This is a genomic window from Streptomyces sp. NPDC001914 (assembly GCF_042891215.1).
GTDB lineage: Bacteria > Actinomycetota > Actinomycetes > Streptomycetales > Streptomycetaceae > Streptomyces.
Map to the genome: position 1 here is coordinate 182793 of NZ_JBIASW010000011.1, position 12608 is coordinate 195400.

13 protein-coding genes and 1 riboswitch are annotated in these 12608 nt (G+C 70.4%); of the genes, 5 read left to right on the plus strand and 8 right to left on the minus strand.

Annotated features, from left to right (window positions below; translation table 11 throughout):
- The first annotated feature begins 12 nt into the window (after positions 1-12).
- Positions 13-600: a hypothetical protein gene (locus ACFYYF_RS28685; protein ID WP_361678676.1), complete on the plus strand. Its 588-nt coding sequence runs from the start codon at positions 13-15 to the stop codon at positions 598-600.
- Between the two features lie 107 nt (positions 601-707).
- On the opposite strand, the gene ACFYYF_RS28690 is transcribed toward ACFYYF_RS28685, so the two are convergent.
- Positions 708-920, minus strand: a complete 213-nt coding sequence (locus ACFYYF_RS28690) for a hypothetical protein (RefSeq protein WP_365482283.1) — start codon at positions 918-920, stop codon at positions 708-710.
- Between the two features lie 115 nt (positions 921-1035).
- On the opposite strand from ACFYYF_RS28690, the gene ACFYYF_RS28695 reads away from it, so the two are divergent.
- Together ACFYYF_RS28695 and ACFYYF_RS28700 are read left to right on the plus strand one after the other, a co-directional pair.
- Positions 1036-1878, plus strand: a complete 843-nt coding sequence (locus tag ACFYYF_RS28695) for a helix-turn-helix domain-containing protein (RefSeq protein WP_388780452.1) — start codon at positions 1036-1038, stop codon at positions 1876-1878.
- The gene (locus ACFYYF_RS28700; RefSeq protein ID WP_388780453.1) at positions 1859-2059 is read left to right on the plus strand and encodes a DUF397 domain-containing protein; all 201 of its coding nucleotides are present in this window, start codon (positions 1859-1861) and stop codon (positions 2057-2059) included. The genes ACFYYF_RS28695 and ACFYYF_RS28700 overlap by 20 nt, the downstream gene beginning before the upstream one ends.
- 82 nt (positions 2060-2141) lie before the next feature.
- Here ACFYYF_RS28700 and ACFYYF_RS28705 read toward each other — a convergent pair whose 3' ends face one another.
- From ACFYYF_RS28705 to thrC, 5 genes are all read right to left on the minus strand, one after another.
- A complete protein-coding gene (locus tag ACFYYF_RS28705) occupies positions 2142-3263 on the minus strand; it encodes an NADH:flavin oxidoreductase (RefSeq protein ID WP_388780454.1) in 1122 nt (373 codons plus the stop codon).
- 311 nt (positions 3264-3574) lie between these two features.
- Complete coding sequence (groL, locus tag ACFYYF_RS28710) at positions 3575-5197, minus strand: chaperonin GroEL (protein ID WP_037622287.1); 1623 nt, start codon at positions 5195-5197, stop codon at positions 3575-3577.
- A gap of 370 nt (positions 5198-5567) precedes the next feature.
- A complete protein-coding gene (locus ACFYYF_RS28715) occupies positions 5568-5771 on the minus strand; it encodes a cold-shock protein (RefSeq protein ID WP_005315736.1) in 204 nt (67 codons plus the stop codon).
- Positions 5772-6212: 441 nt separating this feature from the next.
- A complete protein-coding gene (locus ACFYYF_RS28720; RefSeq protein ID WP_355766811.1) occupies positions 6213-6488 on the minus strand; it encodes a MoaD/ThiS family protein in 276 nt (91 codons plus the stop codon).
- Complete coding sequence (thrC, locus tag ACFYYF_RS28725; RefSeq protein ID WP_361678692.1) at positions 6485-7783, minus strand: threonine synthase; 1299 nt, start codon at positions 7781-7783, stop codon at positions 6485-6487. The genes ACFYYF_RS28720 and thrC overlap by 4 nt, the downstream gene beginning before the upstream one ends.
- Positions 7784-7800: 17 nt before the next feature.
- Positions 7801-7957: riboswitch (SAM riboswitch) on the minus strand.
- Between the two features lie 205 nt (positions 7958-8162).
- Here thrC and ACFYYF_RS28730 point away from each other — a divergent pair.
- Together ACFYYF_RS28730 and ACFYYF_RS28735 are read left to right on the plus strand one after the other, a co-directional pair.
- On the plus strand, positions 8163-9107 hold the full coding sequence (locus ACFYYF_RS28730) for a glucosyl-3-phosphoglycerate synthase (RefSeq protein ID WP_361678695.1): 945 nt from the start codon (positions 8163-8165) through the stop codon (positions 9105-9107).
- A 79-nt stretch (positions 9108-9186) separates the two neighbouring features.
- On the plus strand, positions 9187-10647 hold the full coding sequence (locus tag ACFYYF_RS28735) for a trehalose-6-phosphate synthase (protein ID WP_388780455.1): 1461 nt from the start codon (positions 9187-9189) through the stop codon (positions 10645-10647).
- A gap of 427 nt (positions 10648-11074) precedes the next feature.
- Here ACFYYF_RS28735 and otsB read toward each other — a convergent pair whose 3' ends face one another.
- Complete coding sequence (gene otsB / locus ACFYYF_RS28740; RefSeq protein ID WP_388780456.1) at positions 11075-11929, minus strand: trehalose-phosphatase; 855 nt, start codon at positions 11927-11929, stop codon at positions 11075-11077.
- 326 nt (positions 11930-12255) lie between these two features.
- Entirely contained in the window at positions 12256-12483 is a 228-nt protein-coding gene (locus ACFYYF_RS28745; protein ID WP_261701885.1) for a DUF3263 domain-containing protein, read from the minus strand.
- Positions 12484-12608: the final 125 nt, after the last annotated feature.

Consider the following 12608-nt stretch of genomic DNA (forward strand, 5'->3'; position numbering starts at 1 on the left):
GAGGCTGGGGGCATGAACCACGCACAGCTGACCGCCCTCGGCCGCGCCCTGCGGCTGCTCGGGGAGCACGGCGACACACTGACCGCCGACACCCCCGACGCCAGGCTGCACGAGGTCAAGGCGGATCTGAAGCGGGCCCTGGACCTGCTCGACGAGACGGTGTCGACGGCCAAGCCGACCACCCGCTGCTCCGAGCACCCGAACGGCCCGGTGGACGAGAGCGCCCCGGACCGCTGTCTGCTCTGCGAGACCCGCCGCCGCACCGCCCGCCGCACCGAGGTCAACGACGCGTACACGCACGGCCGGACGCCCGCACCGGACGAGCTGCCCGACCGCACGATGTCCCGCTACGGCGTGCGCGGCGACCGCCCCCAGCCCCAGCAGCGCTGGCTCCCGGAGGTCTGGAACGGCCAGACGTGGCTCCTGTGCGGCACCCCCCGCCGCGACCGCCAGGAAGCCGAGCGCTTCCTGGCCGCCGAGCGCCGGGCTCCCCGCCCCGGCATGGCCTACCGCCTCGTCCACGAGTTCACCGACTACGAGGTGCTGCGCATCTGGGGCACCCCGGTCAAGGTCGACATCGAACCCATGGGGAATCTCTAGACGGGCAGGTGGGCCCGGCCGGACGGCCCAGGGTGACCGGACCGGCCCGGAGGCCCGGCAGGCCGGAGAGGGCCGGGAACGGGCGGCCCCCTGCCGGAGTCCGCGGATCAGGGCAGGCGCCCCTCCGCGTTGATCCGCCGCACCCGTGCCCGCAGCACCTCCCCCGGCGGCGCCTCCGCCAGGGCCTCGGGCGGACAGTCCCACTCGATCCCCCCGCCCGGCGGCCGCAGTTGTACGAGGCCGCCCTCGCGCCCCATGACCCGGCCGAGCCGCCCGTCCCGCACGTCGATCGCGTACTCCTCGCCCGACGTCGTCTCCATCGCACCGAACCTTCCACGCTGAGTGTTCGCTTTCACCACCCAGCGTGACCGTCGTGCCCGTAACCTGGCCAGAGTCGGCGCTCCAACAACCCCACCTGTTGGACGGGAGGTCGCCATGCCCAGCCCCAAGGACCTCGACCCCTCCTCCTCCCCGCGCGCCATGATCGGCGCGGAGCTGCGGCACGCCCGCGAGAGCGCCGGCCTCAGCCAGTCGGACCTGGGTGAACCGCTCTTCGTCAGCGGTTCCTTCATCGGCCAACTGGAGTCGGGGACACGCCGGTTGCAGCTCGAATACGCCGTCCGGATAGACGAGATCCTCGGGACCAGGGGCTTCTTCGAGCGCAACTGCAGGGCCCTGGCCAGGTCGAAGTACCCGGACCACTTCGTGGAGGCGGCGGAGGCGGAGGCCTTGGCGGCGGCGATCAGGGAGTATGCGACGCTGCTGATCCCGGGGTTGCTGCAGACGCGGGGGTACGCGGAGGAGATCTTCCGGGCCTACAAGCCGACCGCGCAGGGCGAAGAGATCGAGGCTCTGGTGACGGCCCGACTCGAACGCGCTCGTCTCATCGGCCATCCAACAACGCCGTTGTTGTGGGTGGTTCTGGACGAAGCCGTACTCCGGCGCCGGGTCGGCGGTCGCGGGGTGATGTCAGCGGCCCTCCTTCACATCACGGCCCTGGCCCGTCAACACCGGATCATTGCCCAGGTACTGCCGTTCAGCTCCGGAGCCCATGCGTCGATGACCGGCCCTTTGAAGCTGATGGAGTTCGAGGACGCGCCCCCGCTGTCGTTCGTCGAGGGACCGGACATGGGGAAGCTGATGGACGATCCGGCAACAGTCGCCCGCCACAACCTCACCTTCAACCTGCTTCAGGCTGCGGCCCTTTCACCACAGGACTCGCTGGCCCTGATCGAATCCGTGGCGCAGGATTACGGGCATGGAGACCAACACCCGTGAGAGCGACCTGACCACCGCTACCTGGCACAAGTCCAGCTACAGCGGGGGCGAGGGCGGGAACTGCCTGGAGGTCGCCGAAAGCCGACGCAACGTCATCCCGGTCCGGGACTCCAAGAACCCCGGCCCGGTGATCACCTTCGGCACCGCAGCCTGGGGCGCTTTCGTCGCGCACCTCGGCTGACCGGAAGAGCGCAAAAAAGGGACGGCGCCCGCGTCACAGCGGGCGCCGTCCCTCCCCCGTTCCCCCCGTTACCGGGAAGCTGTCAGCTCAGCGAGCCGAGCGCCGCCGCGTCGTACGGCGCGAGCTCGTCGAAGCGGCCGGCCAGGACCTTCGCCGCCCACTGGGGGTCCTGGAGCAGCGCGCGGCCGACGGCGACGAGGTCGAACTCGTCGCGCTCCATGCGGTCGAGGAGGTCGTCGATGCCCTTGACCGGGGAGCCCTCGCCCGCGAAGGCCTTGATGAAGTCGCCGTCCAGACCGACCGAGCCGACGGTGATGGTGGGCCTGCCCGTCAGCTTCTTCGTCCAGCCGGCGAGGTTCAGGTCGGAACCGTCGAACTCGGGCTCCCAGTAGCGGCGCGTGGAGGCGTGGAAGGAGTCCACTCCGGCCGCGGCGAGCGGGGCGAGGATCGCCTCCAGCTCCTCCGGGGTCTCCGCGAGGCGGGCGTCGTACGCCTGCTGCTTCCACTGCGAGTAGCGGAAGATGACGGGGAACTCGGGCGAGACGGCCGCCCGCACCGCGGCGACGATCTCCGCCGAGAACTTCGTACGGGCCACCGGGTCGCCGCCGTAGGCGTCCTCGCGCCGGTTGGTGCCCGCCCAGTGGAACTGGTCGAGCAGGTAGCCGTGGGCACCGTGCAGTTCGACACCGTCGAAGCCGATGCGCTCGGCGTCGGCGGCGGCCTTGGCGAACGCCTCGATGACGTCGTCGAGGTCCTGCTGGGTCATGCTCTTGCCGGTGACCTCGGCGCCCTCCTTGTAGAGGCCGGAGGGGCCGACCGGCGGGGCGTCGGCGAAGGGCGGCTCGCCCGCCTTGCGGACCATGCCGATGTGCCACAGCTGCGGGACGATCGTGCCGCCCCCCGCGTGCACGGCGTCGGCGACCTTCGCCCAGCCGGCGAGCTGGTCCTCGCCGTGGAAGCGCGGCACGCTGTCGCTCTGCCCGGCCGAGTCGTGGCCCACGTAGGTGCCCTCGGTGACGATCAGGCCGACGCCCGCGGCGGCGCGGCGGGAGTAGTACCCGACCACGTCCTCTCCCGGTACGCCGCCCGGCGAGAACATCCGGGTCATCGGGGCCATGGCGATCCGGTTCGGGACGGTCAGGCCGTTGATGGAGATGGGACGGGCCAGGATCTCGGCTGCGCGGGACGCGGCGTCAGCGGTCACGTGGGGGCTCCTCGGGGAGGTGGGCGGTATGACGTCGGGCTGTCTGCGAAACAGGAGATTCCATGCGGTATGTGCACATGCATCGACTGCTCGTCAGCGTCAACCTCCGCACCGGGCGAGGCATTCCGCCGCCCCCGCACTCACCCCTGTGATCCGGGCCACGTAACGGGCCGTACCGTCCCCGGCGAACGCCCGGGGCAGGCGTCCGGGGCAGGGGCAGGCGTCCGGGCCGGGAAACGCCCGAGGGCGGCACCCTCCCTCGCGGGAAGGTGCCGCCCTCGGAACGTCAGGACGTTGATCGACGGGGTCGATCAGAAGTCCATGTCACCGCCCGGCATGCCGCCCGGAGCGGCCGCGGCGGCCTTCTCCGGCTTGTCGGCGATGACGGCCTCGGTGGTCAGGAACAGCGCGGCGATGGAGGCGGCGTTCTGCAGGGCAGAGCGCGTCACCTTCGCCGGGTCGATGATGCCTTCGGCGATCATGTCGACGTACTCACCGGTCGCGGCGTTCAGGCCGTGGCCGACGGGAAGGTTGCGCACCTTCTCGACGATGACGCCACCCTCGAGGCCACCGTTGACGGCGATCTGCTTGAGCGGGGCCTCCAGGGCCAGACGCACGGCGTTGGCGCCGGTCGCCTCGTCACCCGAGAGCTCGAGCTTCTCGAAGACCGAGGAAGCCTGGAGCAGGGCCACGCCACCACCGGCGACGATGCCCTCCTCGACGGCCGCCTTCGCGTTGCGAACGGCGTCCTCGATGCGGTGCTTGCGCTCCTTGAGCTCGACCTCGGTGGCGGCACCGGCCTTGATGACGGCCACGCCGCCGGCCAGCTTCGCCAGACGCTCCTGGAGCTTCTCGCGGTCGTAGTCCGAGTCCGAGTTCTCGATCTCGGCACGGATCTGGTTCACACGGCCGGCGACCTGGTCGGCCGAGCCGGAGCCGTCGACGATCGTGGTCTCGTCCTTGGTGATGACGACCTTGCGGGCGCGGCCCAGCAGGTCCAGACCCGCGTTCTCCAGCTTGAGGCCGACCTCCTCGGAGATGACCTCGCCGCCCGTGAGGATGGCGATGTCGCCGAGCATGGCCTTGCGGCGGTCACCGAAGCCCGGGGCCTTGACGGCGACGGACTTGAAGGTGCCACGGATCTTGTTGACGACCAGGGTCGACAGGGCCTCGCCCTCGACGTCCTCGGCGATGATCAGCAGCGGCTTGCCCGACTGCATGACCTTCTCCAGGAGCGGGAGCAGGTCCTTCACGTTCGCGATCTTGGAGTTCGCGATCAGGATGTACGGGTCGTCGAGGACGGCCTCCATACGCTCCATGTCGGTGGCGAAGTACGCCGAGATGTAGCCCTTGTCGAAGCGCATACCCTCGGTGAGCTCCAGCTCCAGACCGAAGGTCTGGGACTCCTCGACGGTGATGACGCCTTCCTTGCCGACCTTGTCCATCGCCTCGGCGATGAGCTCGCCGATCTGGGTGTCGGCGGCGGAGATGGAGGCCGTGGAAGCGATCTGCTCCTTGGTCTCGACATCCTTCGCCTGCTCCAGCAGGGCACCGGAGACGGCCTCGACGGCCTTCTCGATACCGCGCTTGAGGGCCATCGGGTTGGCGCCGGCGGCGACGTTGCGCAGGCCCTCGCGGACGAGCGCCTGGGCGAGAACGGTCGCGGTGGTCGTACCGTCACCGGCGACGTCGTCCGTCTTCTTGGCGACTTCCTTGACCAGCTCGGCGCCGATCTTCTCGTACGGGTCCTCGAGCTCGATCTCCTTGGCGATGGAAACACCATCGTTGGTGATCGTGGGCGCGCCCCACTTCTTCTCGAGGACGACGTTGCGGCCCTTGGGGCCGAGGGTGACCTTGACGGCGTCGGCGAGCTGGTTCATCCCGCGCTCGAGACCGCGCCGTGCCTCCTCGTCGAACGCGATGATCTTGGCCATGTGAAGTGGTCCTCCCGGACGGGGTGGATTGCTCCGGATCGCGCCCGCGCCCGCGACGGACGGCCCCCGAGCCCTGTGGTTCCTTGCCCCACAGGCCCGTGAGCCTCGCCGGCCCGATCCAAGTTCTGTCACTCTCACTCGGAGAGTGCTAACGCCAATGATTAGCACTCGACCCCTGCGAGTGCAAGCGCCTCTCAGCAAAACAGGGCCGCCGGGCAGCCTCCGCGCGACGCCCCGGCCGAGGGGGCTCGCGGGCACGCGGGCGCACGCGCCACGCGGCAGGACCGGCCGGGGACGCACGAGGGGCCCGCATCCCCTGCGGGATGCGGGCCCCTCGTGCGTGAGTGAGTCGGTGGTCGTTCGCGCCCGATCAGACGGCGAGTTTGACCATGTCCGCCTGCGGACCCTTCTGGCCCTGCGAGATCTCGAACTCCACTCGCTGACCCTCTTCAAGGGTGCGGTAGCCGTCCATCTGAATCGCGCTGTAGTGCACGAAGACGTCCGCACCACCGTCGACCGCGATGAAGCCGTACCCCTTCTCCGCGTTGAACCACTTGACGGTGCCCTGAGCCATGCCTAACTCCCCTATTACTGGCCCTTGCACAGATCCACACTTCGCGGATCCGGGTCAGACCTCACCCCCCAACGGTTGGGGGTGTGCGCCGGAACGCGTCGACCGCGGCTGAATGTATCTGTCCAACTGCCCTCTGCAACAGGTCAATCGGACGAGAATTCTGGGCATGGCCGATCAATGATATGCGGAGAATGCGCAAGGATTCGGGGCAAGTCGGGCCCCGCAAATGCCATAAAATGCCCAAAAAGGTGAGCCATTTTGGCTACTTCTTGTCGCCCGCCGAAGGGTCACTCATATGCGTCCGGCATGAAACCAACATCCAGATCGGCGCGACTTCCCCAACTCTAGCGCGTTCAACCCTACAGAATTGCCCCCTCCGCTTGTCTCACGGAGGGGGCAATTATGTGAACGCAATGTGTTCGGCATTACCGAGGGTAACGATCAGCCTCCGGCGACGGCCGGAATGATCGAGACGCCGACGCCGTCCGGGGTCGCCGTCTCCAGTCCCTGCTCGAAGCGCACGTCGTCGTCGTTGACGTACACGTTCACGAAACGGCGCAGCTTGCCCTGGTCGTCCAGGACGCGCGCGGCGATGCCCGTGTGGTTCTTCTCCAGGTCGCTGATGACCTCGGCGAGGGTCGCGCCCTCGGCCGTCACCTCGGCGGCGCCACCGGTGTAGGTGCGCAGGATGGTGGGGATGCGGACGTTGACGCTCATGATGCGAGGCCAGCCTCTCGGAAGGAGTCGAGGTTCGGGCGGATGGTCGCGGTCAGCCCGGTGTCGGAGGCCACCGCGTCCAGGGTCTTGAGGCCGTCGCCGGTGTTCAGCACGACCGTGGTGAGGGCCGGGTCGAGAAGACCGTTCTCGATGAGCTTGCGGGTGACGCCGACGGTCACGCCGCCCGCCGTCTCCGCGAAGATGCCCTCGGTGCGCGCGAGCAGCTTGATCGCGTCGACGATCTGCTCGTCGTTCACGTCCTCCACCGCGCCGCCGGTGCGCCGCGCGATGTCGAGCACGTACGGGCCGTCCGCCGGGTTGCCGATCGCGAGCGACTTGGCGATGGTGTCCGGCTTCTGCGGCCGTACGACGTCGTGGCCGGCCTTGTAGGCGACGGAGACCGGGGAGCAGCCCTCGGCCTGGGCGCCGAAGATCTTGTACGGCTTGTCCTCGACGAGTCCGAGCCTGATCAGCTCCTGGAGCCCCTTGTCGATCTTCGTGAGCTGGGAGCCGGAGGCGATCGGCACGACGAGCTGGTCGGGGAGCCTCCAGCCGAGCTGCTCGCAGATCTCGTACGCCAGGGTCTTGGAGCCCTCCGCGTAGTACGGCCGCAGGTTCACGTTGACGAAGCCCCAGCCCTCGCCGGCCGGGTCGCCGATCAGCTCGGAGCAGAAGCGGTTCACGTCGTCGTAGTTGCCCTCGATGCCGACGAGCTCGCCGCCGTAGACCGCGGCCATGACGACCTTGCCCTGCTCCAGGTCGTGCGGGATGAACACGCAGGAGCGGAAGCCGGCGCGGGCCGCCGCGGCGCCCACCGCTCCGGCCAGGTTGCCGGTGGAGGAGCAGGAGAGGGTGGTGAACCCGAAGGCGCGGGCCGCTTCGAGGGCCTGGGCGACGACGCGGTCCTTGAAGGAGTGCGTCGGGTTGCCGGAGTCGTCCTTGACGAAGAGCTTTCCGGCGTCGACGCCGAGCTCACGGGCGAGGTTGTCGGCCTGGACGAGCTTGGTCCAGCCGGGGTTGATGTTCGGCTTGTCCGCCACGTCCGCGGGGACGGGCAGCAGCGGCGCGTAGCGCCAGATGTTCGCGGGTCCCGCTTCGATGCGCTTGCGGAGTTCCTCGGTGTCGTACGCCGAGAAGTCGTAGGCGATCTCCAGCGGGCCGAAACACTCCTCGCAGGCGAAGAGCGGGCCGAGCGGGACGCGGTGTCCGCACTCGCGGCAGGAAAGCGCCGCGGCGGGGCCGAGGTCTACCGCGTCGGCGGAGTTCGTGGTGCTTGCAACTGTCTGCGCAGCCATGGAGGCGAGGCCCTTTCTCCTCATCTTCCTCACGACGCACTTCGCCGTGAGACGGATTTGGCACCTTCCCTAGCCGGGAGCCTCGCGACGCGATCGACATCGATCGGTACGAGACCGGCTGGAGGGTTGCCGGGGCTTCATCGGGCCGTATCCCTCTGCCCCTCTGGATGAGCGGTATTTGATTGTTGAACTGTTGAACACGATACGCGCCGACGATCCAGGACATGCGATGGTCATGCGCGTTGTTCAAGACTGTAACCGAAGGCCAGGACAGTTGAGATAGTCGTCCGAACCGCGAGACGACGGCAATCGATCTGCCGCTGGCCGCAGCGGGCACGCCGATGAGAGCGTGTGATCAGACAGTGAGGAGCCGCAGACGGTGCTGAGAGAAGTCGAAAGCTGGCTGAGCACACGCTCCTGGTCCGCGACCGACCGCCCGCTCCACAAGATCATGGCAGCCAAACGCGTCACCGGCTCCACGGTCAGTGTCGTCCTGCCCGCGCTGAACGAGGAGGAGACGGTCGGCGAGATCGTCGCGATCATCCGCCACGACCTGATGCAGCAGGTGCCCCTCGTCGACGAGATCGTCGTCGTCGACTCCGGATCGACCGACCGCACCGCCGCGGTCGCCGCCGCCGCGGGCGCGCGGGTCGTCCACCGCGACGACATCCTCCCGCGCATCCCGGCCGTGCCCGGCAAGGGCGAGGTGTTGTGGCGGTCGCTGCTCGTGACGAGCGGGGACATCGTCTGTTTCGTCGACGCGGACCTCAGGGAGTTCTCGTCCGACTTCGTCTCCGGGATCGTGGGACCGCTGCTCACCGACCCTGGCGTGGACCTGGTCAAGGCCATGTACGACCGCCCGATGGCCGGCGGCGGCGGGCAGGGCGGCCGGGTCACCGAGCTGATGGCCCGCCCCCTGCTGAACATGCACTGGCCCCAGCTCGCGGGCTTCGTCCAGCCGCTCGGCGGCGAGTACGCGGCCCGCCGCTCGCTGCTGGAACAGCTCCCCTTTCCCGTCGGCTACGGCGTCGAACTGGGCATGCTCGTCGACGCCCTGCACCTGGTGGGCCTGGACGCCCTCGCCCAGGTCGACGTCGGGGTGCGCAAGCACCGGCACCAGGACGGCCAGGCACTCGGCCGCATGGCCGCCGCCATCTACCGCACCGCACAGCTCCGGCTGGCACGCGGGCACCTGATCCGCCCCTCCCTCACCCAGTTCGAGCGCGACCGCGACGGTTTCCGGCCGCGCACGTACTCCGTGGACACGGAGGAAAGGCCGCCGATGAGCGAAATCTCCGAGTACCAGGCGCGCGAAGCCGCGTAGTCAGGCCCTGAACGGCCGGGCATCGCATACGGCCGAAGGGCGCGTTTGAGCGTTTCGAGACGGGGCTAGGTTTCGAGGCATGGCTTCAACGCACGGTGCCCACAGGATTCTGGTCGCCTCCAACCGCGGCCCGGTCACCTACGAGGTACGGGAGGACGGCTCGCTGCACGCCAGACGCGGCGGCGGCGGCCTCGTCTCGGGACTCTCGGCGATCGGGCCGGACGCGGGCGCCCTCTGGGTCTGCTCCGCGCTCGGCGACGGTGACCGGGAGGCCGTCCGGCGCGGAGTCCACGAGGACGGCGTACGGATGCTGGCCGTCGACGCGGACACGCACGCCGACGCGTACAACGGCATCGCCAACTCCGTGCTGTGGTTCGTGCACCACCTGCTCTACCAGACCCCGCTGGAGCCGGTCTTCGACGCGGAGTTCCGGCGCCAGTGGGAGTCGTACCGGACCTACAACCGCGCCTTCGCCGAGGCGCTGGCCGAGGAGGCGGCCGAGGGCGCGGCCGTGCTGGTCCAGGACTACCACCTGTGCCTGGTGCCCGGGATGCTCCGCGAACTGCGCCCCGACCTGCGCATCGGTCACTTCTCCCACACCCCGTGGGCGCCCGAGGACTACTTCCGGATACTGCCCGACGACATCCGCGCGGAGCTGATGGCGGGCATGCTCGGCGCGGACCGGGTGGCCTTCCTGACCTGGCGGTGGGCCACCGCGTTCATGCGCTGCGCGGAGGAGACCGATCCCGCCCGCTACCGCGCCGTCCTGCCCCCGGACGGTGCCCCCAGGACGATCGAGCACCTGGACGGCACCGGGGCGCCGGTGCGCGAGACCCGCGTCGGCGTGCACGGCCTCGGCGCGGACGCCGAGTTCCTGCGCGAGCGCTCGCACCGCGCGGACGTCGGGGAGCGGATGGCCGCGCTGCGCGAGGAGATCGGCGCGGACCGCCGGACGATCGTGCGCGTCGACCGGACCGAGCTGTCCAAGAACATCGTGCGGGGGCTGCTGGCGTACCGGCAGCTCCTCGACGACCACCCGGAGTGGCGCGAGCGGGTCGTCCACGTGGCGTTCGCCTATCCGTCGCGGCAGGACCTCGCGGTGTACCGGGACTACACGGCCGAGGTGCAGCGCGTGGCTGACGAGATCAACTCCCAGTACGGGACGCCTGGCTGGACCCCGGTGGTGCTGCACGTGAAGGACGACTTCGCGCGCTCGCTCGCCGCCTACCGGCTCGCCGACGTCGCCCTCGTCAACCCCATCAGGGACGGCATGAACCTCGTCGCCAAGGAGATCCCGGTCGTCTCCGACGAGGGCTGCGCGCTGGTCCTGTCCCGGGAGGCCGGGGCGTACGAGGAACTGGGCGAGGACGCGATCTCCGTGAACCCGTACGACGTGACCGGGACGGCGCGGGCGCTGCACGAGGCGCTCGTGATGCAGCCGGGCGAACGCGCGGAACGCACCAAACGCCTGACCGCGGCCGCCACGGCCCTCCCCCCGGCCCAGTGGTTCCTGGACCAACTCCACGAACTGGAGTCCTGACCGGGAGCGGGCGGCGGTCGCGGTTCCGGTCCGGTGGGTGGGTCGGGGCCGCGCCGGTACATCAGGCCGCCGCCGTCGGACGGAGAAGTGACCGTTAGTGGCGACGGCCATCGATGTACCGGCACGTCCCCTTCCGCCGGATCCCGGCCGCGGGTGCATCGTGGTGGCGGTCCCAGCCCAAGATTTCAGCCCCGGCCGGCAAAAGTTCAGCCCCTCCGGCGATTGAGGAGCGGGGTCCGGGGCGGAGCCCCAGGGGGTCACGTCTCGGGTGCCGTGCAAGATTTCAGCCCCGGCCGGCAAAAGTTCAGCCCCTCCGGCGATTGAGGAGCGGGGTCTGGGGCGGAGCCCCAGGTTCGGGACGGGTAGGGGCGGAGGGGGCGAGACAAGCCTGACCCGCGCCGGGTCACCGGGGTGACGAGCGGCCGGGTCAGGGGAGTTCGGCCGCGATGGCCGCGAGCAGCCGGACGACTCCGGCGGGCCCCTCGACCACCAGGTCGGCCCGCTCGGCGAGCTCGGCGACCTCGGAGCTGCCGCTGCACACCAGGAGCCCGGGAATCCCGTCGGAGCGCAGCTTCTCGACGGCGGCGAAGGCGGGCAGATCCCCCAGATCGTCACCCGCGTACAGAACGGCCTCGGCACCGGTCTCCCGGATGTACTCCAGAAGGGCGACCCCCTTGTCCATGCCCGGCGGACGCAGCTCCAGGACCATGCGCCCCGGCTCGACGATCAGCCCGTGCCGGGCGGCAAGTTCACCCAGCGGCCCCCGCAACGCCTCGAAAGCGGCCTGCGGATCGGCGGCACGCCGCGTGTGCACGGCGACCGCACGGCCCTTCTCCTCGATCCAGGTGCCCTGCCAGGCGCCGATCCGGTCGAGGAACCCCGGCAGCTCGGCACGGACGGCGGCCACGCCGGGGTGCGGGGCGGGCGCGGTGACCGTACCGCTGACCGCGTCCCAGCGCTCGGCGCCGTAGTGGCCGAGGACCACCAGGTGCTCCAGCCCCGCCACACCCGCGAACCCGCCGTGGCGCACGGCGACCCCGGCCGGGCGGCCGGTGACCACGGCGACGGAGGCGACCTTGGGGGCGAGCGCGGCGAGCGCGGGGACCGCGTCGGGGTGGGCGCGGGCCCGGTCGGGGTCGGGGACGATCGGGGCGAGGGTTCCGTCGAAGTCGAGTGCGACGACCGTCCTGGCGGGACGCGTGAGGATCGCTTCCAGCGCGTCGCGACCGGCGGGGGTCACCGGAGCCGGCAAGGAGTCCTTGGATTCGGGGTGGCTGCCCATGGGGCGACCCTATCGGGGCCGCGGCGGCAACACCTCCGACTCCCGACCGACCGGGCACCCCCGGACAGCGAATGCCTCGATCCCAGCACCGCCCCCGACCACCGGCACCAGCACCGGGTCCCACCACTCGCCCCGCCGACCGCCGCCGCCATCGGCTCCCGCCACCCGCCCCGCCCCAGGCCCCGGCCGCCCGGCCCGAGCCACCGGATCCCGCCGCCCCGCCCGCCGTCCCACCGGCACCGGGTCTCACGACTCCCTCCGCCCCCGGCTCCCGCCGTCCGGCCCACCGGCACCAGCACCACCACCGGGTCTCGCCGCGCGCGGTCTCAGCGCTCGTCGCGGCGGGACTCGCGGACCCGGCGGAGTCTGTTCACCGTGACGGGGTCGTGCGCGAGGGCTCGCGGATCGTTCAGGAGCGCGTTCAGGAGCTGGTAGTAGCGGACCGGGGCGAGGCCCAGCTGTTCGCGTATGGCGCGTTCCTTGGCGCCGGGGCCGGGGAAGCCGCGGCGCTCCAGGGCGAGAATGCTCCGTTCACGCGCGGGCAGTTCTTCCATGGACAGCACGGTAGCCCCCGGTACCGACAGGCGCCGGGTACGGGGCCTGTCGGCGACCGGCACGGGCCTTCCCCGCCTTCGGGGCCCCCTCCCCGGCCCCGGTCACGTCTCGGAATGCGGATTAA

Excerpts from the sequence above, each read along its gene's own strand:
- ACFYYF_RS28685 (WP_361678676.1), top strand. The coding sequence starts at position 13 with ATGAACCACGCACAGCTGACCGCCCTCGGCCGCGCCCTGCGGCTGCTC.
- ACFYYF_RS28690 (WP_365482283.1), bottom strand. The coding sequence starts at position 920 with ATGGAGACGACGTCGGGCGAGGAGTACGCGATCGACGTGCGGGACGGG.
- ACFYYF_RS28695 (WP_388780452.1), top strand. The coding sequence starts at position 1,036 with ATGCCCAGCCCCAAGGACCTCGACCCCTCCTCCTCCCCGCGCGCCATG.
- ACFYYF_RS28700 (WP_388780453.1), top strand. The coding sequence starts at position 1,859 with ATGGAGACCAACACCCGTGAGAGCGACCTGACCACCGCTACCTGGCAC.
- groL (WP_037622287.1), bottom strand. The coding sequence starts at position 5,197 with ATGGCCAAGATCATCGCGTTCGACGAGGAGGCACGGCGCGGTCTCGAG.
- ACFYYF_RS28715 (WP_005315736.1), bottom strand. The coding sequence starts at position 5,771 with ATGGCTCAGGGCACCGTCAAGTGGTTCAACGCGGAGAAGGGGTACGGC.
- ACFYYF_RS28720 (WP_355766811.1), bottom strand. The coding sequence starts at position 6,488 with ATGAGCGTCAACGTCCGCATCCCCACCATCCTGCGCACCTACACCGGT.
- thrC (WP_361678692.1), bottom strand. The coding sequence starts at position 7,783 with ATGGCTGCGCAGACAGTTGCAAGCACCACGAACTCCGCCGACGCGGTA.
- ACFYYF_RS28735 (WP_388780455.1), top strand. The coding sequence starts at position 9,187 with ATGGCTTCAACGCACGGTGCCCACAGGATTCTGGTCGCCTCCAACCGC.
- otsB (WP_388780456.1), bottom strand. The coding sequence starts at position 11,929 with ATGGGCAGCCACCCCGAATCCAAGGACTCCTTGCCGGCTCCGGTGACC.
- ACFYYF_RS28745 (WP_261701885.1), bottom strand. The coding sequence starts at position 12,483 with ATGGAAGAACTGCCCGCGCGTGAACGGAGCATTCTCGCCCTGGAGCGC.